The following is a 21,781-nucleotide window of genomic DNA, read 5'->3' as shown; positions in this document are numbered from 1 at the left end:
TTGGGACCGCCGGGGGGGCGAGCATGACCACTCGCGTCAGCGTCGGACCGCAGGAAGCTGCGGCTCGCGCCTACAACGCGGTGCGCCGGGGGGCGTTGCGGGTCGCCACAACTCCGGCGCGGAGCGCCGCCACCACCGGCCGCGCCGTAGGGCTGTTCGTGAACGTGCTGCGTTACGCCGTCACCGATGCACTCTCTTTTCGGCTTCCGGTTGGTGAGCTCCTCACGCAGGCGTGGACGCTGCTGAAAGTGACGGCGATGCCGGGCCTGCTGATGGCGATTCCGTTCGGCGCGATGGTGACGGTGGTGACCTCGGGACTGGTCAACCAGGTCGGGGCAACATCGATACTCGGTGCGGCCAGCGGCGTCGGGGTTGTTCGGCAAGGAGCGCCGATGACGGCCGGCCTGTTGATGGGCGGCGCGGCGGCCTCGGCCATCTCTTCGGACTTCGGAGCGCGCGCAATCCGCGAAGAACTCGAAGCCATGAGGGTAATGGGGGTCGATCCCATCCGGCGCCTGGTCGTTCCACGCTTTCTGGCGCTACTGCTGTTAGCGCCTATTCTGTGCATCCTCATTGTCGCCGCCGGGACGGCGGCCGCTTTTGTCTTGGCCGTGTCGGTCAGTGACATGTCACCTGGAAGTTTCTGGCAGTCGTTCGGGACCTTCGCAAAGGTCATCGACGTCTGGTACGCGATGGCCAAAACCGTGGTCTTCGCGATGATCGTCGCGATCATTTCCTCGCTGCGCGGCATGGAGGCCAAAGGTGGGCCACGCGGCGTTGCTGATGCAGTCAATTCATCCGTGGTGCTGAACGTCATCTGCATCGTCTTCGCCAACCTTGCCATCACCCAAGTGCAGAGCATGTTCTCTCCCATGGAAGTGGCGTAAATGCATTCGCCCACTGCGTCGGCGCCGGCGAAGCACTCCCTAACTTCGCGACTTCCGGTCCGATCCCTCGGCGAACCCTTCCGGCGGCTCGGGGAGTTGACGACGTTCATCGCCAAGACGTTTCTCCTGTTACCGGTAACAATTAGGCGATATCGCGGCGAAACTCTGCGGCAAATGAACAGCCTCGCTTGGGGGCGAGGCTCGCTGATCGTGGATGGTGGTGTGGTTAGCGTACTGCTTATCCTCGGTGTCGCCCTTGGAGCTTCGCTAGCGATTGAAGCCTTCTCGGTCTTGAACATCGTTGGGTTCGGTTCTCTTTCAGGAATCGTTGGTGGAGTCGGGGCCGTTCGCGTGCTCGGGCCTCTTGTGGGGGGTATCGCATTCGCCGTCCAGACCGGGTGCCGGATGACCGCCGAGATCGGGTCCATGCGCATCGCCGAGGAAATCGACGCGTTGGAATCGATGGCGTTGAGGCCGATACCATTCGTGGTCGGCACCCGGATGATCGGCGGGTTGATATCTGTGATTCCGGGATATCTCGTCACGCTGGTAACGATCTTTTTCGTCATGGATACCGTCATCTCGTTGTTTCACGGCGTGCCTGGTGGCACGTATACCCACTATTTTGTCGAGTTCGTTACTCCACGGGATCTTCTGTACTCAACGGTCAAAGTCGCGGTCTATTGTGTCGCGGTGACGCTGGTCCACTGTTATTACGGGTTCTTCGTCACCGGTGGTCCGGCCGGGGTGGGGAATGCTTCAGGCCGCGCGGTGCGAGCCAGTCTGGTGACAATCATGACCCTGGACTTTCTCACCACGGTGGCGTTGTGGGGTGTCAAGCCAGTGTTCGTATTCACGGGGTAGGTGCGGGGCGATGGCAGAAACTACGGAAGCTCACCAGAGGCGGCTGACCCTCGTCGGCCTCGCTGTCGTCGTATGTGTCGGCGTAGCAGGAATGCTCATCGCAATCAATCCGTTTGCCGGCCGCTCGCCAAGGGCGACATCGATAACGATCGACACGCCATACATCGGCCAGGGAGTTATCGAAGGTACCGACGTTGTCATGCACGGGGTTGCGGTCGGAGAAGTCACGGCCGTGTCCATTTTACGGGGCGGCGATGTGCGCCTGAAGCTCGATCTTCAGAGAGATCCCGTCGCTGAATTAACCGATGCGATGCAGGTCGATTTCCGGCCCACCAACTACTTCGGCGTCACGGGTGTGAACTTGATTCCACGCGCAGGCGGGCACGCGCTCAGCGACGGGATGGTGATAACCACTGTGCCGAAGGGGAATTTCACGATTCAAGCGTTACTGTATCGGCTTGGTGAGGTGTCCACGGGAACGCTGACGCAACGGCTTGTCGACGTGATCGACCGGGCCACCCGCTACACCGACGCGCTCGACCCGCTCATCGAAACCGTCTTGGTCTCCGCCGACGCTGTCGCCCAGGTGCAGACAGTGAGCACTGAGCGGTTGCTGGCGAACGCGACAGGATTAAGTGTCGTCTTCCCGTCGGCCGTCGACGCGTTGATGGACACCGGCTGGAGTTTCATTCACGATGACACAAATTGGGTGCATAAGGCGCACGCGGACTACACCGACGACGAATGGCAGAATCTGTTCATCGCGACCGACGACGAGGCGTCTGGCGCACTATTCGCCACCATCGGCAAACTCGAGTCCAGCGATGCCTACGATCTCCGGCCATTGATCGACGCGTTCAATTCGGTGTTCGCTGTCGTACCGCCGCTAATCCGGCCCGAAGGCTTCGCGCAGATGCTGAAGGAATTGCGAACACGTTTTGAAAAGATGTACGGCGGTAGCCCCGACCAGCGTGCGCTTCAGGTTCAACTTATCCTCGATAACCTGCCCGGTGTGGCTGCGCCGGTTAATGCGATGGGGGGTCCGTAATGAGGGCAGGGGGAGCGCTGTGGAAACTCGTACTGAGCGCGGTCGTAGCGGTTCTCTTGTACGTGTTGGTGGCCAACGCCATTGAGCAACCGGTCGCGATGGATACGCGGAAATATGCGGCCGAGTTCACCGATGCGTCGGGCCTGCACCTAGACGCCGACGTCCGCGTTCGCGGGGTTCGCGTAGGAAAGGTCGACGCCATCCATCTCGAACGCCGCCGCGGCCAAAGCGTGGCCACGGTGGGCTTCACGCTCGACAAGCGGTATGGGATTGTGTCCAGCAGTCGCCTTGCGATCAAGTTCCAATCGCTTACCGGCTTGCGTTACCTAGACGTGAATAACCCCGCCGAGGGGTTTGCGCCCGCTGATCTGGTGGCACGGGTGCCGATTGAGATGACCGAACCGTCCTTCGATATCACGGCGCTGTTCAATGGGCTGGAACCGGTGATCGCGACGCTGAGCCCCGCGGACATCAACACGTTCACAACCAATGCGATTGCATATCTGTCCGGGGATGGTGGTGGTTTATCCCCGATGTTGGAGAGTATCCATAAGCTGACGAAGTTCGTGTCGGACCGTCAGCAGGTCGTCGCAACCCTGATGCGAAACCTCTCGAACGTCGCGGAGTCTATTGGCGGGAATTCCAACGAATTCATTCAGATTCTGGACTGGGTGAACCGGCCATTGGACGGAGCCTTGAACGCGTTGGACGAGTTCCGCAAATCTCAGCTGTACGGGCTCGAATTCACGGACACGGTGACCCAGCTGCTCACTAACATAGGATTCCCCCCAATCCCCGGAGCGGCCATCCACTGGCGGCTCGGCCCCGACGCGGGACCGAAGATGCTCCCCAACGATGTTGATCTTGCTCTGGATCGCGCGTTCAGCAACCTCGACGACTATCTGGATGCATTTAAATACCTTCCGGTGTTCTACGAAAACATTCCGGAACCCCCGGATGATGGTGCGCCCCTGGCATGCTCACGCGGCCGGTTCCAACTCCCGGTCCCGATGGATGTATTGCTGAACGGGCAGAAGGTGGTGTTATGCAACCAATGAGAACCCTGCATAACCCCGCGGTGTGGGGCGGTGTGGCGTTGGTCCTCGCGGCGGTTGTGGCTTTGGTGGTGTCGCTGCTGTATGTCAATCCGCCGAACCGAATCGTGGTGACATTTTTTACCCAGGATGCGGTGTCGGTTCGTCCTGGAGACCAGGTACGCATCGCCGGCATCACCGTTGGCAAGGTGAAGGACTTGGTGCTCGAGCGCGACCAAGTACGGGTGCGAGCACTGGTTGAGGATGACGCGTTTGTCGGAGATCAGTCGCAGATCGACGTGCGAATGCTCACCGCGGTCGGCGGCTACTACGTCAATATCACGTCTCTTGGCGAGGCGCCCCTGGGCGCCAATCCCATTCCGGCTGAACGGGTAACCATGCCGTACAACTTGATGCGAGTCCTCGCGGATACGCCGAAAATCACCGAAGAGATCAACCCGGCCCCGATCAATGAGTCACTGACGCAACTACAGAATGCGCTCACGGACGGTAACCTGGATTCCCTGACCGCCATCGTTGACGCCGGCGACGCCCTCGTCTCCACGATAGAGAAACAACGTGGTCAGATCACGCAGATCCTGGATCTGTCCGATGAGTACATCCGTTCGTTTACCGGGTTCAGCGACGGACTGAGGGGGCTTGTCCGCAAGGCCGCGTTGACTGAACAGACCCTGACCCTCTACGGGCAAGAATTTGGCGACGCCATGCAGGGTATTGCCGACGTATTCGATGCTCTGGCGCCGCTTGGCGACTATTACTTCAATCACCGCGCGGATTTTCTCCAGAAGATACGACACTATCAAGAGACCTCACGATACTGGATGGAGCGGTACGGCGTGATCGTGCGGGCGATCCGCCTCCTACGCCGCAAGGTCGAACGGGTGCTGGATGCGGAGACGGCCGCACCCGAGTTACTGGCCACCGACATTTGCATGCCGGTGCCGGGGATGGCGTGCTGATGGGCACCCGGGGTCTGCGGCGCGTCCGGCGCGGTGCCACTGTCGCCGTTGTCGCGGGGTTGATTGCGGTACTTATCGGTTCGTGTTCGTCGCGTTCGGGCGGTGAGGCCGACAAGTACTGCGCGATCATGCCAGATAGCGTGGGACTGTATGTCGACAACCCGGTCACTCAGATGGGCTACCAGATCGGCAAGGTAGACACTCTCACTCCTCGCGCACGTGATGTCCGCGTCGACTTCACGGTGACCGAGCATCGCCGATTTCCCGGCGATGTCAAGGCCATCATCAGGTCGCCGTCCATCCTCGCTGACCGGTCGTTGGAACTCGTCGGGAATTACGAGTCGGGACCCCAGTTGACCGCCGAGGAATGCATTCCACTCGAGCGGTCCTCGACGCCGAAGAGTCTGTCCGAAGTGATCGGCTCGGCAACCGAATTCGTCAACCACATCAACCCGGACGGTTCGACGAATATCGGCGATGTGGTGCGCGGGATCGATGATGTGATGCAGGGCAACGGGGCCGGCATCAACGGGTTGCTCACCAGGACGTCGGCCTTACTGGACAGCCCCGACCACGCGATCAGCGACATTGCGTCGATCATCACCAACCTCGGTCAGCTGACGTCGCTGATCAAAGAGCTCAGGGGCCCGCTGAAGCAGACATTGCAGGATGCCGTCGTCACCCTCAAAGACATTCAGGCTGCCTCGATCGGAGGGCGGCGAATCGTCGAAGGTGTCCTGTGGGTGACACCGCTGGTCGAGGACTTGGAAGTGAACCTCGGGCAGGAGACCCAATTCACCCTCGACGCGACCAAAGTCTTCCTGAGAAAACTGGCCGAGCACGCCCCCCGTACGGCAAACCTGCTGAACTTCGTTCCGTGGTGGATCAACACCGCAGCCAACCACTTCAACAATCGACCCCTGAGAAACCTCCGATATCGACCACCCATGTACCGAATCCACACCCCCGACGGAGTTGCGCAGTGCAACATCATGAACGGATTCATGCCGGGTAGCTGCGCGAACGTGCAGGGCCAGCCTTACGCAGCCGACGTCGCGCTGCTGCAGTACGTCCTCAACCTGGCGGCGAGCCGATGAACCGCCGTAGCTGGCAAGTGGCCGTAGTCATCGCGGCGGCTCTCGTCGTGTCGTCGTGTGCGGCGATCAACGTCAGCGCGTTGCCGCAACCAGGGAAGTCCTACCGCGACGGGTATGACATCATTCTCGAATTCGACAGCGCGCTGAACCTGCCCCATCGGGCGAAGGTAACGCTGGACGGCGCAGCGGTCGGGGTGGTCACCGGGGTGGCGCTGGCCAATAACCGCGTCGATGTGACCTCACGTATCGCGCCGGGCGTCGCGGTGCCGTCGAACGTCCACGCCACCTTGGAACAGGCGACCGTGCTGGGCGATATCTATGTCGCGCTCAGCCGATCTGAGACCGACCACCCCGCGGCGCCGGCGCTACTCCCGGGGAGCAGAGTCCCGCTGGCGCAAACCACAGCTCCGCCGCAGGTGGAAGACACCATCGCGAGCCTGGCGAATTTCGTGTCGAGCGGGTCCATCCAACGGGTACAGAACACGATCATCGGCATCAATCGAGTGACGCCGCAAGGAGATGAGGCGCGCAGAATCGCAGCTCAAGTTGCCGCGGATCTCACCGACCTGTCGAAGGGCATCGATACCGTTGACCAGTGGCTGGACGGCGTGTCCCGTACCGGCGACGCCCTCAACTCCCGGATCCCGACATTCGAAGACTTCTTTTCGGAGTGGGGAATGAAGGGCTTCGACCGGGTGTCGATCAACGCGGGTTATGTCGGTCGCCTCCTTCCCTCGGTTGGCAGTATCTACTCCAACGGCTACTGGCTGGTGCCACTCTTGCAGACGGTGGTTGAGGCCACCGGGGCGATGCAACGTGACAAGCAAGCATTCGAAGCGGAGGTGCCCGCGTGGAAGCGGCTGTTTTACGAGAACTTCCTGCCACAGGATAGGTATCCGGCCATGAACATCACGTCTATAGTCGGTCCCGATGGCCGCGAGCTGTCCGGCGACGTGCAAGACATACTGCGAATACTCGGAGCGGCGCCATGAGAATTCGAGACATCATGTCGTTTATCGCATTCGGTGTGTTGATCGCCGTCGCGGTCGGCTACATCAGCGCACTCGGCGTCCGGGTCGGCCTGCCGCCGAATCGCACCGACCTCTCCATGCAGGTGGCTGATATCAGTGGCCTGGAAGTAGGGTCGAAAGTTCTGCTGCGGGGCGTGCAAGTCGGCAGGATCAGCGGCATCAAATCAGCGGTCGACGCCGCAACCGTCGATTTCTACATCGGCGACCGCTTCCATGTTCCCGTCGACACCGACGTCCGTCTCGAGAACCTGTCCGCGCTCGGCGAGTCATACCTAAACCTGGTGCCGCGAACCGAAAGCGGACCCATGTTGCGAAACGGTCAGCGCGTGGCAACCGAATCGGTCATTCAGCCGGCCTCGGTATCGGAGCTGGCCACGAGCGTCGTCCGGGTCCTCAACCAGCTGGATCCCGACGCGTTGGATCGCATCATCGGGGAGGCCGATGCCGCCCTGCCGCCCCCAACCTCGGTGTTACCCAACCTGGCGCGCACCAGCAGACTGCTGCGAAACACCGCGGCCGATATGCACGGTCGCGGCCGCGACCTGCTCGACAACTTTCAGACGCTGCTGGCCAACGCCGACTGGCTTGGCCCACTGATCGCAGACCTGAGCGGTCAGCTCTACGGCTACAACCCACACCTTCGAGATCTGTTCGCCACCTTCCCGCCGCTCATCGAGACAGGTCACCCCGAGCCCATGTATAAATTCGATGCGTTTCTGGGCCGAATCCAAGGACTTTTGGACACCAGCGGCGTGGACTTCAAGGTGATCGGCGACAGATTCAAGCCGCACCTCGTGGCTATCGCTGGCTCGATGCTGAACTTCGACACCGCCCAGATCTTCGCGAACATGCTCGAGACGATTCCCGAAGATGGAGCGGTGAAGCTCCACGTTGACCTTGCGGGGAATTGAATGATGACCCAACTATGGATACGGGACGACACGTGATGACTGGTGAGGATTCAGACATGCAGGAACCAGGTTCGATCGAGAACACGTCAGCCACGTCCGACGGTGGTGGGGCTGCGGACGAGAGTGCTGCGGCCAAGACGGAGGGGCCTGACGCCTCCGCGACCACGGAGGTCCAGGAGGTCGCGCCCGACAGCCGGACCTCGGAGAAGAAGGGACGGCGAGAGCTGCGCTTGGCGATATCGCTGCGCGGGTTGGTGTTTGCCGCGGTGATCGCAACGTTGGTTGCCGCAATTGGGGTTCTGGGCTGGCTATATGTCGGGGCGCGCCACGAACTGAATGATCAGGCTCGCAAATCCGAAAACCATGCTCGGGTCGAGAAAATCGCTTCGGACTACGCGGTCCGCGCAGCCGAGATGAACTTCAAAGATGTTGCCGCGTGGAAGACCAAGCTCGTCGAGGGTACCAGCGCGGAACTGAAGGAGAAGCTGTCCAACGCGGCAGATCAGATGGAGCAGATCCTCGTTCCCCTTCAGTGGACGTCCACCGCACGACCCCTGGCCGCGAAGGTTCGGTCAGAAACCGGGGAGATATACACCGTCGACAGCTTCGTCAGCGTTCAAACGCAGACCGTTCAGAGCAAAGATCAACCGCTGCAATCCACGGCGACGTACAGCATCGTGATCGACGGGAATCAAAACTGGCAGATCACCGACGTCGGCGGTATCGGAGCCGCGCTAGAGCAGAAGTAGGGCGCGGGGGCGTAAGTTCAAGGAGGTGGTGATGTCCTCGACCACATGGCTAGGGGCCTGCACGACGAGATGCCAGGTGGGTGTAAAGCATCCACGCGTGATCAGAATAATCGGTGCCGGGGTGGCGCTGGCACTGTCTGCCGTGCCGATCATGAACGGGCCCAGGTCACATGCCGATCCTCACGAGGATCAAACTATCGGTTCCTTACCGACCGACGAAGACGTCATCGTGCCGCTTCCCGTTGTGACACCGACACCGTCGAATTGGCGGCCGAAATTCAATTTTCCCTACCAGCAGACCGCCAGCGCTGTGAGCGACACCGATATCGTCGCGATGGGGGAGATGTGTCAGTGGTTCAACGCCCAGTACGACGCGTTGCGGCGCCAGATAGACAGAGTGCAGCTCAACCGAATTACCCCGAACGGTCCAGGCGTCATCACCGGGGCCGGCAGCGACTGGGACTACAGCGCGAACGGGGTACAGGAGCAGATCGATATCGTCACCGCAAACATCGATCAGACGGTGGAGTTCCTTACGCCCCGTGTCGATGCGCTGACGCGAAGCCAGGACTACGCTGGCGACGTCTATTTCCCGATCTACGAAGGGAAGAGTTTTTTCCTGATCTGGCAGGACCTGTCTAATGCGAGCGCGGGCCTCAAGGCCCATAACCCCGCGTGGTTCACTGGTGCGCCGATCCTGCAGTTTAAGCGGTACGGAAGCAGGATCGCCCGGTCACACGTCTGCGATTAGGCGGACTGCGCGATATGTGGCGTCGCGCAGCCGGATTTCCGCACCGCCACTCACGACTTGAACGATGTGCTGCCGTAACATGCCGCATTGCCAACGTCGAGCGTATTCTGGCATCTCAGGGTCTCGCCAATATAGACCCGAACGGTCACCCACTTCTCTGTCTGCCACGTCACCCGGCCGGCGATGCTGGAACGCCAGTCGGCGCGGACGTCAGCGCCGTCCATTCCCAAGCTACGCGGGTTGGCCATCGCCACGGTGGTTCGCCATGGCAACGGCACGTTCTGTAGCAGCTGCCGCACGGACCCGTCAAAGTACTCGATATCTAACGCTTCGACGTCCTCAGAGACGACCTCGTAGGTCACGCTCTCGTCTTCTGCGCCCGCGACAGGCGCCAGCACCATCGTTGCGGCGCCGGCAGAGACCACCGCTGTGCCGAGCCGGTGCCGCCAGCACCGCGCCGGGATGACCGCTGCCGTAACCACACCTACCCCCTAGTGTTTGGCCAACACGACTGCAGCGACGTAAAAACCGGTGCGCTGACTTCGACGCAAGCTCGTCCCGAATTCGGTGAACGAGCAATCCTCGATGATGTGCCATGCCTGGCCTTCGAGCAATGCGCCCTTGATCGCGCGCCCCTCAGAGTGATGGGCGCCCTGAAGTAAGGATCCCCCAGTAGCGTTGTACCCCAGCGTTTTCAGTCCGGGTACCGGGTCAACATGGTCGCCCGGGGCGGTTTCGCCTCCGGGTACTCGTAGTCCGGTGTGATCCAGATAATCCTCGGTCATCCGGTTGTAGACGTCGGCCGCATGCTCGACGACTGGGTTGGACTGCAATGGGCTGCACGTCGTTTCATTTCGAGCTGACGTAATCGCGGCGGCCAGCCCGGTGGAGGGGTCGGCCAACGCGGCCGGCGTGGACCAGAGCTGAGCGCAACAAACCAAAAAGGTCATCAGGGCAGCGGTTGGGCACTGATGGTACTTGCCGCGAATGCAGGGCGCGACGACACTCCTTAAGGTGACGGCAGACCGTCTCAGCATCCGGCTCTCCTTGTATTCGTGGACCACATCAGCGCTGGAATCATCCGGGTGGCACGCACGACCCGTAGGCGTTGCAGGTCTGAGATTGCCTGTCCTGCCATGCTTTGAACCATGTGCCCTGGGGCGTTATCAAGAACCTGTTCGCCCCGTGCTGGCAATAGGTGTTGCCTTCGACTGTCGTCGCACAGGTGGTTTCCTCGAACGTCACATAGCTCAGCGGTGGTAGTGGCCGTTCCGCTTGCCCGGGGGGGTACTGGATGGCCGCAGTCCAGTCGTGGTGCACGGCTCGATTCCCGTTGAACCATGCGATGTGTGTGTCACCGGGCGGTAAACCCGGGATGTCACCGCTGCATCCGAAGCTTCCCCAAATCCACATCCCGCAGTTGAGGCCATCGGGTGACAGGAACCAGACGCCGGGATGATCAGGAATGAAGAAATCGCCTGGATCCAACCGGGTGTACCACGTCTCGATGTCCATTTGGTCAGGGAACGGTGGCGTCTTCTCGGCGGACGGATCGGCTTGGCTCGGCACCGCAGTGCCGAAAGCCAACCCGGCTGCTGCGCCGATTGTCGCTAGCCACCGCCAACCGATGGACATGCTTGCGATCCTAATCTCGAAATCCCTGCTAGGAGTTGGAACCAGAGTCTTCCGGCTCTCCGGCGGCGGGTGCCACCGGAAGTGCTCTCCTTGGGACACCAGCCGAAGCGGATCCGGGGGCTGTGAGCGTGCGACACCGGATCATTTCCCAGCCTCGGGTGTGGTTCCTCGGGAAAACTCAACGCCGTCGTAGGCGTTCGAATCCCGCCATTCATCCATGAGCTTGAAAAAGGCCATAATGCCTTGGGGGTAACCAACTTGGAGCCGGTCTTTTCGGTCAGGCTCGCGGCCCTCGTTGTTGTAGTACCCCGGTGTGCACTCCGTCGATCCGACCGGACGGCCGTACTCAAGAAGCATGTCCACCCATGCGCCCTCCGCCGACTTGGTGGCTTCTACTTCGGCGAAGCCGCCGTCGACCGCATGGTTGATCATCTGGGCGATTGTCTTGGACACGTCGACGAAGGTGTGCGGGATGTTAGCCCCGATGAAGGCGCCCTGGAAAAGCTGCAGCAGGAACATGTTCGGGAAGCCGTGGACGTGGATGCTGTGCAAGGTGCGCATCCCGTCGGCCCAATGCTCGGAGAGCTTTACGCCGTTGCGGCCAACCGGATCGAAGCCGCAGCGGCTAGTGAAGTCGCTACCGTAGAACTCGAAGCCGGTTGCGTAGACGATCAGGTCAACCTCGTAGGTCTTGCCGCCGGCGACCACGCCGGATTCAGTGATCTGCTCGACACCCTTGCCGTCGGTGTCGATCAGGTGCGTGTTCGGGCGGTTGAAGGATTGAAGATACTCGTCGTGGAAGCACGGGCGCTTGCACAGTTGCTGGTACCACGCCTTGAGCTTGTCGGCGGTCTCGGGGTCGGTGACCACGTCGTCGGCGCGTGCCCGCACCTTGTCCATATGCACGTGGTCGGCGTCCTCGAGGGCCAGCATGATGGCCTCAAGTGTGCGTCCTTGTTCGGGCACCGCGGCTACGGCTGCCCCCATGCGCTTGGCAAGAGCGGTCCAGCCATCTTGCACCAGGTCCTCGGTGTCGTCGTCCAGGTTCCCAAGATCGCTCAAGACGCCATCCCAGATGGTGGCGAAATTGTCGATCCACCTTTGCTGCCAGCCTGGGGAGGCATTCTGGGCGAACCACTCTGGGTCGATCGGGTGATTGCCCCGCACGGCGACGGCCGAGGGCGTGCGTTGGAAGACGTAGAGTTCCTTCGCGTATTTGGCCAGTTCGGGGACGCACTGGATGGCGGTCGCGCCGGTGCCGATGACGGCCACTCGCCGGTCGGCGAGGCCATCCATCGGGGCCCCACAGTCGTCACCGCCGGTGTAGGTGTAGTCCCACTGAGTGGTGTGGAACCAACGGCCCCGGAAGGTGTCGATGCCGGGGATCCCGGGGAGCTGGGCGACGTGTAACGGCCCGGTACCCATCGTCACGAACTGGGCGGTGAACCGGTCGCCGCGGTTGGTGCAGATCAGCCAGCGTGATTGGTCCTCCTGCCACACCAACTCGGTGACCTCGGTGTGGAACAACACGTCATCGTAGAGACCGTACTGTTTGGCGATTCGTTGGCAGTGGTGGCGGATTTCCGGGCCGTGCGCGTATTTCTCGGAGGGCATGTAGCCGGTCTCTTCTAGTAGCGGCATATACACCATCGAAGCGGTGTCGCACATCGCGCCGGGGTAGCGGTTCCAATACCAGACGCCGCCGAAATCGCCGGCTTTGTCGATGATCCGCACGCCGTCGACGCCGGCCGTTCGCAGCCGTGCCCCGGTCAGGAGGCCGGCCATGCCGCCGCCGATCACCGCCACCGTGACGTGATCGGTTTTCGATGCGCGCGGGATGACCGGCATGTGGTGATCGCCCGGGTGCCCCTCGGCCAGGCGGGTGTACTGATTGACGGTGTCCGGCCGGAGTCGCTTGTTGCGTTCCTCCGCGTACTTGTGACGCAGTGTGTCCCTGTTGATCTGACTGGTTGGCACTGAAGGTTCTCCGATCGTGGTGCGGCAACAGACACCGAAATCTGGTAAGTAGTTACTTACTAGCGAGGATAGATCCGTCAGGCGCATGTGTCAACAATCACATGACTGGCCGGCGCGACCGGCTGTCAATCTCGCGGGGCTCGCCCCGTTTCCGGGCGGTCGCAGGATCGGCCACACTCCGGACCGCCGGGCCGGGGCGACAGACTGGGGTGCGAGGATCGCCTAATCGAGGGTGTCGGGGCAGAGATGTGACTGGGCTGCGGCGACCATCGGAGGCAAGGTTCCTTTTGGGAAGTATCGTTCCGCGTGTTCGCCCGGTGAGACGCTACGGCGCAGCTGAAGACAGATTAGGTGTCCGCCCTGGATCAAGGCTCCTGCCGTCGATGGCGTGGCGATGCCCTGCCCGCGCAACTCCATCAGGTAGTTGTACTCGCGTTCGGTCATATAGCCGTTGCGCACCCAACCGTCCTCATCTGCGTATGCCGGTGCTGCCGGCAGCAGAACGATGCTCGCCGCGGCAACGACGACGGCCCGACCGCACCAGCTCGTGCCCGTCATGCCCATTCCCTTCGCTGTGGCCCGGTAGGTTGCCAGCCCGCTGACGGACATCGGCATATCGTTTCGGTCGCTTCTGCGCCAGCCGCCATCACTAGTTCCCGCCGTGAACAAGGGTGTCGCGACACAAGTGGCGTTGTGCAGCCGCGACGATTGCCGGGGCGAACGGTCGATTGAACAGGCCAACTTTGCTGATGACGTCGCCCGGGTCCATGCCGTGGCGCAAGTTGTCGCACACCACGTAGCCACCACGTACGGCGGTGTACCTCTCGACACCCCGCACACCCGAGTGCTCCAACTCATCGAGATACTGCTGATCCTGATCCGCATGTGCCGCAGGGGCGAACACTACCGCCGCCGGCAGCACAACCATTGCGATTGTTCGTCTCACTAAACGCTTCTCCTCGCGCGGTAGCCGACGTCGAGCCGCCAGAAATGAGGCCGCCTTCCCCACGTTGTAGACCGATACGGTTCGGTTCACCACTGGCCTGTCGGGCCAGGCGCCGGGGGTGGCCCGGGTCTGTCACGGGCGGAAGCGTTGCCCGGGCAATACCGCGCGATGGATTTATTCATCGTGGTGGTGAGTTCGGCGTCGGACAGGAAAGGCCACCAGCGTGACATGGCGTCATGAACGTCAGCCAGACCGACCACCGTAGGGTTGACGTCGATAGCTTGGCAGATGTGTTTACCGTAGTGCTGGGTCAACATGTCGGTGTATACCGAAGGGTCGCGATAATCGGGGTCCGCATGGGCGGCAGGAGCCAAAGCCACGCTGGCGGCCACTGCACCGACGACGAGTGCGGTTTTACGGGGGAGGGCATGCATGGTCCTGTCCTGTCTCCTGCGGGCTACCGTGGCTGGCTACCCGGTTCGACGACGACTCGTCATCCGCTGTTTCTGAGCCGGGGCGGGCACGGCTCGTCGGTCTCACAGGCCACCTTCGGTGGATTGCCGGTCGCGGTGTTCTGATTGACCACGCGTCCATCGACTTTGATGACACAGGTGATCGATCCTGGCGCAGCGCCTTCAGCGCGAACGAAGTGCCGGGCGCTTATGGTGTCCGCCCAGTCGGAGAATTCGTCAGAAAACGGCAGGTCGACGTCCCACTTGTGCTGCACCTGACGGGTGGTCTGGTAGGTGACGTAGGCCGCGGCGCCGGTCCCGGAAACTTCGTAGCTGATGGGCACCATCGGTAGTAGCGGCTCAGCGTTGGCGACCTGAGCACTCCACACGGATGCGGACCCAAGGAGCGTGCCGGACAGTATCGACACCGTCGCGCGGAGTGCACGCGTAGGGGTCATCTGGCTGATCATCGCATCACGACCTTCTCGGAATTGGCTGCTCCGGTGACGGTTTCAACTCCATGAAGCCTGCTGCTGTCATGTGTGAGCTGGCCGCGTGTCTGTTCGCCGTGGTCGTTGTCATCGAAAATGTCCGATCGCGTGCAAGAACTCAATTTGATAAGTATGTGATTACTAGAAGGCTGTGTCAAGCATCACATCGCCCGCAGGTCCTTGAACACCTGCACATGAGCCCCAGTCGAGAGGCCTTGCCGTCCGCTCGAATGAGCAGTGCTCGGGGCGGATCGTTCGTTAGGTCGGCCGCGGCATTACGTGTCGCATCCGAACTGGCCTGGTCGAAAAGGTTGAGTTCGCACGGCGTCTGGTTCAGGTGCCCGGGTTGGCGCCCACGCCCACCAGGATCATCGAGGTGATCGCTCCCGCCGTTGCGGCTCGATCCCGCTTGCGCCCACACAGCCGGTCCGCGGTACCGAGAAACCACGTCATGCCAACGACCGATTGGACCAGCACGCTGACATCGAAATCCTTGTGCCGCCACGCCGGAAGGTTCGCCTCGACGACATGCTCGACTTCTCTCAGGGAGGGGTCGATACGATTGCGGAAATACTCCCCGGCGCGGTCTGCTTGACCGAATAGCATGACCCCCAGGAGCGGCCCGATGTCCTCCATGACACCCAGCAAGTCGTAGATGAACTGATAGGTGCGTTGGTGCATGACGGCACCAGTGTCATCGAACACCTCCGGGGGGTCGCCCGACAGCTCGACCAGTTTGCTGACCGCTTCTTCCAGAGGGCCCGCAACCGCCGCTTCGAACAACTCTTCCTTTGAGTCGAAATGGCGGTACAGCAAGGCCTCGTTCACGCCGGCCGCTGCGGCAAGGTCCCGGGTGCGGGCGCCGTCGAAACCTGACTGTTCAAAGACCGCGCGCGCAGAATCGATGATCTGTTCTCGACGCTCATCTGCTGAGAGGCGTGGCTGGGGATTCGAATTCGGAGCGCGGCCCCGTGGTGATTTCGGTTCCATCAGACATTCAACATGGTAAGTGAATACTTCACTTCTTGAGCATACATCCGGCACCGACGACCCTGGCCAGCAGACAACTCCCCGGATCACGGCCATCGCGTATGCGGTGGGTGACCAGCCTTCACTGTGCCGGCGAGCGCTCCGAGGTGGTCCTCCGCGCCGCCCGGACCGTGTCCGGCTCGGCGGCTCAGGTGGCCGGGAACTGCCCGGTGATGAGCCGGGCGACCTCGATGTACACCGGGATCCCGATCGTGACGTTGTAGGAGAACGTCAAGCCCAGCGACGCCGCCAACGGCAGGCTGGGGCTCGCCTCGGGGATCGCCAGCCGTTGCACCGCCGGGACGGCAATGTAGGACGCCGCGCCGCACAGCACCGCGAACAGCACGTAACTACCGGGCTGGAACTGAGTGTGGGTGAGCTGGGAGTAGGTGTGGGCGACGGTGATACCGAGCACCGCGAACACGTTCGGTGCCAGCAGACCGAAGAAGATGAAGCCGCGGCCCGCTGACTTCAGGTCCCGCAATTTACGGGAGGCGGTCATACCCATCTCGAGCAGAAACAGGCTGAGCACCCCCTGGAAAGCCGTGATGAAGAAGGTGTTGTCGTCATGCACCACCTTCTCGCCCTGCAGCCCGCTGATGAAGCCGACCGCGATGCCGCCGAACAGCAGGTACAGGCCGGGGTTGAGGAGCACCTCGCGGATCAACGCCGGGGAGGCGGTCGGCGTCGGATTCGGTGGAACCTCGCGCCAGTCGGTGTGCTCACGCTTCTCCAGCGCGATCTCGACTTCCATCTCGATGGCCTCTTCGAGGGGCGTCTCGGGGTCGTGCAACGGGGCGACCACCGCCGGCTCCAGGGTGGCGTGCGGGTCGTAGCCGGGCTCGTCGGGCATCACGCCGGTCGGTGACATCCCGCGCCGGCGCAACCGCGCCACCAGGTACAGCGCCACCAGGCAGCCCGGTGTCTCCATGATCGCCAGCATCACCGGCATATAACCGTCGAATGCCAGACCCATGGCGGTCAGCACACCCACACAGGTGGCGAATGTCCCGGCTGAATCCGAGCCGTAATAGCCGGCGACGGTCGCGGTATCGACCCGCCGCATTGACGTCATCCGCCGCAGCAGCCAGTACGCGGCGAACCCGATCACCGTGTTGGTGAAGAAGCCCAGCACCATGAAGCCGATCACTCGCCCGATGCTCGACGCGTCGATCGCGGCGAGTTCCTCACCGCCGTGCCAGCCGATGGCCAGCAGCAGATACAGCGTCAGTCCCTGATAGATCACATAGGGAAATTCGAACTCCACCTTGAGCAGCGGGATCAGGAACCCGAGGTAGAAGAACAGCAGCAACGGCTTGAAGAGGTTGTGCAGGAAGTTCTCCAAGAACTCGTGCAGCATTCAGGTCTCCCTCAGGGCGAGCGATTGAGGCCAGGCGACGCTATGCCCGACGCGTGAACAGCATGACAACGCAGGTTGAACTCCGACGATCGGGACGCTGCCAGTCAGCTTCGAATTAATACGGTGCGCCCAGCAGATCTTCGAACACCGCGAGCGGGAATTGCATCGTTGCCGCTGCGACGTTGTCGACGCCGGTCTGAACCGCGTCGATGATCGTCGTCGGATCGCCGCTGAGCAGGGCTTCGGCGATGTGATAGATCGCCATCTGCGGTGCGGTGATGAAGTCACGCAGGTCGACGAAAAGCTCGGTGAGCAGGCCGGGATCCTGCGGTACCGGCTGGCCGTCCCAGCTGACCAAGGTCCAGCCGTCCTCCGGGTTGCCCCGGATCTCGACGATGCCGGTGTAGGGCAGCAGCTCGCCGGTGGTCAGCGCCTCGTTCAAAATGAGACCGAAGTCGGGGTTGTCGACGTTCATCAACGCCCAGATCGCGATCGACCCTTCGTGGGAGAACACCGCGTCGGTGACCTCATCACCGCCGCCGGCCCCGGCGTAGATCGTTGCAATTGCGTCGCTGAAGCGGTCCTCGAACACCATCCCGTTGCTGTCGGCCGAGCCCAGCTGCGGGACGAAATACAAGCCGAGCGTCCACAACATCGGAGCCGCCGCATACAGGGCCGCCCCCAGCGGCAGGCCCGCCACGTTCAGCGGCAGCCCGGCGAAGATACCGGCGTCGATCTCGTTGAGGCTGGGGACCTCGTGCACCGGCAAGCCGAGCAGGGTCGCCAACGGGTCCGCGGTCTCCTGCGCCCGGGTCATCGCAGAGGCATAGATGCCGTCGATGCCGTAACCCTGCAGCAGGTGCGCCACGTCGTACGCCTGTCGCCAACCGTCGGCGGTGAGCGGCGGTCCCGGCACCTCGTTGTTGATCACCAGGTTGTCGCCGGCTTCCCCGTGCCGCACCAGGTCCAGGGTGATCGCCTCCGCGGCCCATGCCGCCGGGGCGGTGAACACGACGACCGCGGGCAGCGCGGCAGCGCCGCAGCGGAGTCGCCGCGGGGTGGGCATCGCAGGCCGGCCCTACGGCTCGCAGATCACCACCGGGATCACCCGGTCGGTCCAGGACTGGTAGTCGTCGAACGAGGAGTACATCGCGACCAGCTCCGGCCAGTAGCGGTCCCGCTCGGCCTGGGTGGCGTCGCGCGCGGTCAGTGTCAGCACCTCTTTTTTGATCTGCACCGACACCGCCGGGTTGGCCTTGAGATTGAGGTACCACATCGGGTTGTTGGTGCGGCCGCCCTGCGAGGCCACCAGCACCACCCGGTCACCGTCACGCAGAAACAGCAGCGGACTGACCCGCGGCTGCCCGGTCTTGCGACCGGTGGTGGTCAACAGCGCGACCGGCGCTCCCTGCAGGAAGCTACCGCCGAGCCTGCCGCCCGTCGCCTTATAGGCCCAGGCGTTGATCCGTGACATCCATTTGATGAAGACACCGGTGCCGGCGGCGTTCAGTGCGCGTGGCGCGTCGGCCATCGGGGCTCCCTACTCGTGCTGCTCGCTAGTCCTGCTTGATGAACGGACGCATGGTGGCCCGGATGTGGTGGATCCTGCCATCGGAGGCCGGAATCACAAAGGTCTCGTCGACGTGCGTGCAGACCCGGCGGCCGGCCAGCGACGGCTTGGTGATCACGTCGAACTTCGCCCGCACCTCGTCGCCGACGACGCTGAACTCCGGTGTGGACACCGCGCCGATCAGCCGGAACTGCGGCCCGCGGTTCAGGCTGCGGCGCAGGTGATCTCCGGAGAAGCCGGTTTTCAGCCCGGCCTCGATGCGGACACATTCCGGGGCGAACGGAACGTCGTCGGCCTGATGGCTGACCAGCGCGTTGATATAGGCCAGGGCGGCCGCGATGCGGTCCGCATCGGAAAACGCCATGGACGGCTCAGATCCGCTCGATGATGGTGCCGGTCGACAGCGCCCCGCCGGCGCACATGGTGATCAGCGCGGTGGACTGGTCGGTGCGCTCCAGCTCGTGCAGGGCGGTGGTGATCAGCCGGCTGCCGGTGCTGCCCACCGGGTGGCCCAGCGCGATCGCACCACCGTTGACGTTGACCCGGTCCATGTCGGCGTTGTGCACGCGCGCCCAGGACAACACCACCGAGGCGAAGGCCTCGTTGATCTCGACCAGGTCGATATCGCCCATCTTCATGCCGGCCTTTTCCAGCACCTTCGCGGTCGACTGCACCGGGCCGTCCAGGTGGTAGTAGGGCTCGGCGCCCACGTTGGCCTGCGCGATGATCCGGGCCCTGGGAACGAAGCCTTGCGCTCGTGCCACGGACTCATCCATCCACAGCACCGCGGCGGCACCATCGGAGATCTGCGACGACGTGCCGGCGGTGTGGATGCCGCCCTCCATCACCGGCTTGAGCTGGCTCAAGCCCTCCAGGGTGGTGTCCCGCAGACCCTGGTCGCGGGTCACCGGCGCCAACTCGGCGGTCGGCTGCTTGTTCTCGTCGAGCACCGGTGCGGTGATCGGGGAAATCTCGCGGTCGAACCGGCCCTCGGCCCAGGCCTGCTTGGCCTTGCGCTGGGAGTCGAAGCCGAGCTGGTCGATGTCGGCGCGGGTGATGCCCCGGCGCTGCGCGATCCGCTCGGCGGCCTCGAACTGGTTGGGCATGTCGATGTCCCACGACGCGGCCCGGATGGCGGCGCGGTCGGGGCCGGCGTTCGCGCCCAGCCCGACCCGGCTCATCGCCTCGATCCCGCAGGCGATGCCGACGTCGATGGCGCCCACCGAGATCAGCCCGGCGATCAGGTGGTTGGCCTGCTGAGCGCTGCCGCACTGGCAGTCGATGGTGGTGGCGCCCACGTGGTCGGGTAGACCCGCGGTCAGCCAGGCCACCCGGCTGATGTTGTTGGACTGCTCGGCGAACTGCGTCACGCAGCCGCCGATGACCTGTTCGACCTCGCCGGGGTTGATACCGGCCTTCTCGACCAGCGCCTTCTGGACCGCGCCCAGCAGTTCGGTGGCATGCAGACCTGAGAGCCACCCGTTCCGCTTGCCGATCGGGCTGCGGGTGGCTTCGACGATGACAGGATTACCCATGCGGCCAGGCTAGAACACGTTTCATTACTCTGACAAGCGAGGATCGTCTCGCGCCTTTTGTCTGCGGTGGAGGCATGTTTTACTGGCACTAGAACACGTCGTCCAGTGGTGCGATGAGTTCCAGTGGTTCTATGAGAGTTCCGCAGCGATACAAACGAGCAGGAGTCCCGTCATGTCCAGCCTTCCCCAAGGATTCGACTTCCTCAACCCCGACGTCATCGTTGAGGGCGTGCCGGACGAGGAGTTCGCCCTGCTCCGCAAGACGGCGCCGGTGACGTGGGTCGAGCAAGCCCCTGGCAAAGGCGGCGGATTCCACGACGGCGGCTACTGGGCGATCACCAAGCACGCCGACGTCAAGGAGGTGTCGCTGCGCAGCGACGTCTTCTCCAGCTACGAGAACGGCGTGATCCCGCGCTTCCCCGACGACATGCAGCGGGAGAACATCGAGGTTCAGCGGTTCGTGATGCTCAACATGGACGCGCCGCACCACACCCGGCTGCGCCGGATCATCTCCCGCGGGTTCACCCCGCGGGCCATCAACCGGCTGCGCGACGAGCTGCACGAGCGCGCCCAGGCGATCGTCAAGGAAGCGGCCGCCGCCGGCTCCGGCGACTTCGTCGAACAGGTGTCGTGCGAGCTGCCGCTGCAGGCGATCGCCGGGCTGCTCGGGGTGCCGCAGGAGGACCGCGACAAGCTGTTCCAGTGGTCCAACGAGATGACCAGCAGCGAGGACCCCGAATACGCCGACATCGACCCGCAGGCCTCCTCGGTCGAGCTGATCACCTACGCGATGCAGTTGGCCGCCGCCAAAGCGGAGAACCCGGGCGAGGACATCGTCACCACGCTGATCAACGCGGACATCGACGGCGAGAAGCTCTCCGACGACGAGTTCGGCTTCTTCGTGGTGATGCTGGCGGTGGCCGGCAACGAGACCACCCGCAACTCGATCACCCACGGCATGATCGCGTTCGCCGAACACCCCGAGCAGTGGGAACTGTTCAAGAAGGAGCGCCCGCAGACCGCCGCCGACGAGATCGTCCGCTGGGCTTCCCCGGTGATCTGCTTCCAGCGCACCGCGCTGGAGGACTACGAGCTGTCCGGGGCGCAGATCAAGAAGGGCCAGCGGGTGGTGATGTTCTACCGCTCGGCGAACTTCGACGACGAGGTCTTCGAGAACCCGTTCAACTTCAACATCCTGCGCGACCCCAACCCGCACGTCGGATTCGGCGGTACCGGCGCGCACTACTGCATCGGGACACACCTGGCGCGGTTGACCATCGACCTGATCTTCAATGCGGTCGCCGACCATGTTCCGGACCTGGCGCCGCTGGCCCAGCCGGAGCGGCTGCGCTCGGGCTGGCTCAACGCGATCAAGCACTGGCCGATGGACTACACCGGCAAATGCCCGGTGGCCCACTAGGTTTCTCACTACGT

Annotated in this window: 25 protein-coding genes; 11 read left to right on the top strand and 14 right to left on the bottom strand. The window is 62.8% G+C overall.

What is annotated here, in order from left to right; translation table 11 throughout:
- The first annotated feature begins 23 nt into the window (after positions 1 to 23).
- The 10 genes from AC5Y36_RS20595 (at position 24) to AC5Y36_RS20550 (ending at position 9,352) form a co-directional block, all read left to right on the top strand.
- Positions 24 to 887, top strand: coding sequence for an ABC transporter permease (locus tag AC5Y36_RS20595; RefSeq protein ID WP_500042813.1), 864 nt, complete (start codon positions 24 to 26; stop codon positions 885 to 887).
- Positions 888 to 1,751: an MlaE family ABC transporter permease gene (locus AC5Y36_RS20590; RefSeq protein WP_500042812.1), complete on the top strand. Its 864-nt coding sequence runs from the start codon at positions 888 to 890 to the stop codon at positions 1,749 to 1,751. It begins immediately after the preceding gene.
- 10 nt (positions 1,752 to 1,761) lie between these two features.
- Positions 1,762 to 2,799 (top strand): MlaD family protein, encoded by a 1,038-nt coding sequence (locus AC5Y36_RS20585; protein ID WP_500042811.1) that lies wholly within the window; start codon positions 1,762 to 1,764, stop codon positions 2,797 to 2,799.
- Positions 2,799 to 3,857 (top strand): MlaD family protein, encoded by a 1,059-nt coding sequence (locus AC5Y36_RS20580; RefSeq protein ID WP_500042810.1) that lies wholly within the window; start codon positions 2,799 to 2,801, stop codon positions 3,855 to 3,857. The genes AC5Y36_RS20585 and AC5Y36_RS20580 overlap by 1 nt, the downstream gene beginning before the upstream one ends.
- The gene (locus AC5Y36_RS20575) at positions 3,854 to 4,813 is read left to right on the top strand and encodes an MlaD family protein (RefSeq protein WP_500042809.1); all 960 of its coding nucleotides are present in this window, start codon (positions 3,854 to 3,856) and stop codon (positions 4,811 to 4,813) included. Before AC5Y36_RS20580 ends, AC5Y36_RS20575 begins: the two co-directional genes overlap by 4 nt.
- Entirely contained in the window at positions 4,813 to 5,910 is a 1,098-nt protein-coding gene (locus AC5Y36_RS20570; protein ID WP_500042808.1) for an MlaD family protein, read from the top strand. Before AC5Y36_RS20575 ends, AC5Y36_RS20570 begins: the two co-directional genes overlap by 1 nt.
- Positions 5,907 to 6,902, top strand: coding sequence for an MlaD family protein (locus tag AC5Y36_RS20565; protein ID WP_500042807.1), 996 nt, complete (start codon positions 5,907 to 5,909; stop codon positions 6,900 to 6,902). The genes AC5Y36_RS20570 and AC5Y36_RS20565 overlap by 4 nt, the downstream gene beginning before the upstream one ends.
- Entirely contained in the window at positions 6,899 to 7,852 is a 954-nt protein-coding gene (locus AC5Y36_RS20560; RefSeq protein WP_500042806.1) for an MlaD family protein, read from the top strand. The genes AC5Y36_RS20565 and AC5Y36_RS20560 overlap by 4 nt, the downstream gene beginning before the upstream one ends.
- 56 nt (positions 7,853 to 7,908) lie before the next feature.
- Positions 7,909 to 8,601: a hypothetical protein gene (locus AC5Y36_RS20555; RefSeq protein ID WP_500042805.1), complete on the top strand. Its 693-nt coding sequence runs from the start codon at positions 7,909 to 7,911 to the stop codon at positions 8,599 to 8,601.
- Between the two features lie 121 nt (positions 8,602 to 8,722).
- Positions 8,723 to 9,352: a hypothetical protein gene (locus tag AC5Y36_RS20550; RefSeq protein WP_500042804.1), complete on the top strand. Its 630-nt coding sequence runs from the start codon at positions 8,723 to 8,725 to the stop codon at positions 9,350 to 9,352.
- A 50-nt stretch (positions 9,353 to 9,402) separates the two neighbouring features.
- On the opposite strand, the gene AC5Y36_RS20545 is transcribed toward AC5Y36_RS20550, so the two are convergent.
- The 14 genes from AC5Y36_RS20545 to AC5Y36_RS20480 all read right to left on the bottom strand — a co-directional run bounded on the left by AC5Y36_RS20545 (position 9,403) and on the right by AC5Y36_RS20480 (position 20,347).
- Positions 9,403 to 9,834, bottom strand: a complete 432-nt coding sequence (locus AC5Y36_RS20545) for a hypothetical protein (RefSeq protein WP_500042803.1) — start codon at positions 9,832 to 9,834, stop codon at positions 9,403 to 9,405.
- 9 nt (positions 9,835 to 9,843) lie between these two features.
- Positions 9,844 to 10,389 (bottom strand): hypothetical protein, encoded by a 546-nt coding sequence (locus AC5Y36_RS20540; protein WP_500042802.1) that lies wholly within the window; start codon positions 10,387 to 10,389, stop codon positions 9,844 to 9,846.
- Positions 10,390 to 10,429: 40 nt separating this feature from the next.
- Positions 10,430 to 10,987, bottom strand: coding sequence for a hypothetical protein (locus tag AC5Y36_RS20535; protein WP_500042801.1), 558 nt, complete (start codon positions 10,985 to 10,987; stop codon positions 10,430 to 10,432).
- A 141-nt stretch (positions 10,988 to 11,128) separates the two neighbouring features.
- Positions 11,129 to 13,051: a flavin-containing monooxygenase gene (locus tag AC5Y36_RS20530; protein WP_500042800.1), complete on the bottom strand. Its 1,923-nt coding sequence runs from the start codon at positions 13,049 to 13,051 to the stop codon at positions 11,129 to 11,131.
- A gap of 135 nt (positions 13,052 to 13,186) precedes the next feature.
- Positions 13,187 to 13,573 carry a DUF732 domain-containing protein gene (locus AC5Y36_RS20525; RefSeq protein WP_500042799.1) on the bottom strand — a complete coding sequence of 129 codons (387 nt, stop codon included), beginning with the start codon at positions 13,571 to 13,573 and terminating at the stop codon, positions 13,187 to 13,189.
- Positions 13,574 to 13,613: 40 nt separating this feature from the next.
- Positions 13,614 to 13,892 (bottom strand): DUF732 domain-containing protein, encoded by a 279-nt coding sequence (locus AC5Y36_RS20520; protein ID WP_500042798.1) that lies wholly within the window; start codon positions 13,890 to 13,892, stop codon positions 13,614 to 13,616.
- A gap of 104 nt (positions 13,893 to 13,996) precedes the next feature.
- Positions 13,997 to 14,344, bottom strand: a complete 348-nt coding sequence (locus AC5Y36_RS20515; protein ID WP_500042797.1) for a hypothetical protein — start codon at positions 14,342 to 14,344, stop codon at positions 13,997 to 13,999.
- Between the two features lie 59 nt (positions 14,345 to 14,403).
- Positions 14,404 to 14,832 carry an MmpS family transport accessory protein gene (locus AC5Y36_RS20510; RefSeq protein WP_500042796.1) on the bottom strand — a complete coding sequence of 143 codons (429 nt, stop codon included), beginning with the start codon at positions 14,830 to 14,832 and terminating at the stop codon, positions 14,404 to 14,406.
- Between the two features lie 354 nt (positions 14,833 to 15,186).
- The gene (locus AC5Y36_RS20505; RefSeq protein WP_500042795.1) at positions 15,187 to 15,843 is read right to left on the bottom strand and encodes a TetR/AcrR family transcriptional regulator; all 657 of its coding nucleotides are present in this window, start codon (positions 15,841 to 15,843) and stop codon (positions 15,187 to 15,189) included.
- A gap of 187 nt (positions 15,844 to 16,030) precedes the next feature.
- Positions 16,031 to 17,242, bottom strand: a complete 1,212-nt coding sequence (locus AC5Y36_RS20500) for a sodium-dependent bicarbonate transport family permease (protein WP_500042794.1) — start codon at positions 17,240 to 17,242, stop codon at positions 16,031 to 16,033.
- Positions 17,243 to 17,357: 115 nt separating this feature from the next.
- Positions 17,358 to 18,308, bottom strand: coding sequence for a histidine phosphatase family protein (locus tag AC5Y36_RS20495; protein ID WP_500042793.1), 951 nt, complete (start codon positions 18,306 to 18,308; stop codon positions 17,358 to 17,360).
- A gap of 12 nt (positions 18,309 to 18,320) precedes the next feature.
- The gene (locus AC5Y36_RS20490) at positions 18,321 to 18,773 is read right to left on the bottom strand and encodes a nitroreductase family deazaflavin-dependent oxidoreductase (protein WP_500042792.1); all 453 of its coding nucleotides are present in this window, start codon (positions 18,771 to 18,773) and stop codon (positions 18,321 to 18,323) included.
- Between the two features lie 25 nt (positions 18,774 to 18,798).
- Positions 18,799 to 19,176, bottom strand: a complete 378-nt coding sequence (locus AC5Y36_RS20485) for a DUF8021 domain-containing protein (RefSeq protein WP_500042791.1) — start codon at positions 19,174 to 19,176, stop codon at positions 18,799 to 18,801.
- A 7-nt stretch (positions 19,177 to 19,183) separates the two neighbouring features.
- On the bottom strand, positions 19,184 to 20,347 hold the full coding sequence (locus AC5Y36_RS20480; protein WP_500042790.1) for a steroid 3-ketoacyl-CoA thiolase: 1,164 nt from the start codon (positions 20,345 to 20,347) through the stop codon (positions 19,184 to 19,186).
- Positions 20,348 to 20,519: 172 nt separating this feature from the next.
- Between AC5Y36_RS20480 and AC5Y36_RS20475 the strand changes: the two genes are divergently transcribed.
- The gene (locus AC5Y36_RS20475) at positions 20,520 to 21,767 is read left to right on the top strand and encodes a cytochrome P450 (RefSeq protein ID WP_500042789.1); all 1,248 of its coding nucleotides are present in this window, start codon (positions 20,520 to 20,522) and stop codon (positions 21,765 to 21,767) included.
- Positions 21,768 to 21,781: the final 14 nt, after the last annotated feature.

This window comes from Mycobacterium sp. NGS50, from assembly GCF_059812545.1.
The sequence above is the reverse complement of the archived record's forward strand: the minus strand, read 5'-3'. Positions and strand labels throughout refer to the sequence as shown.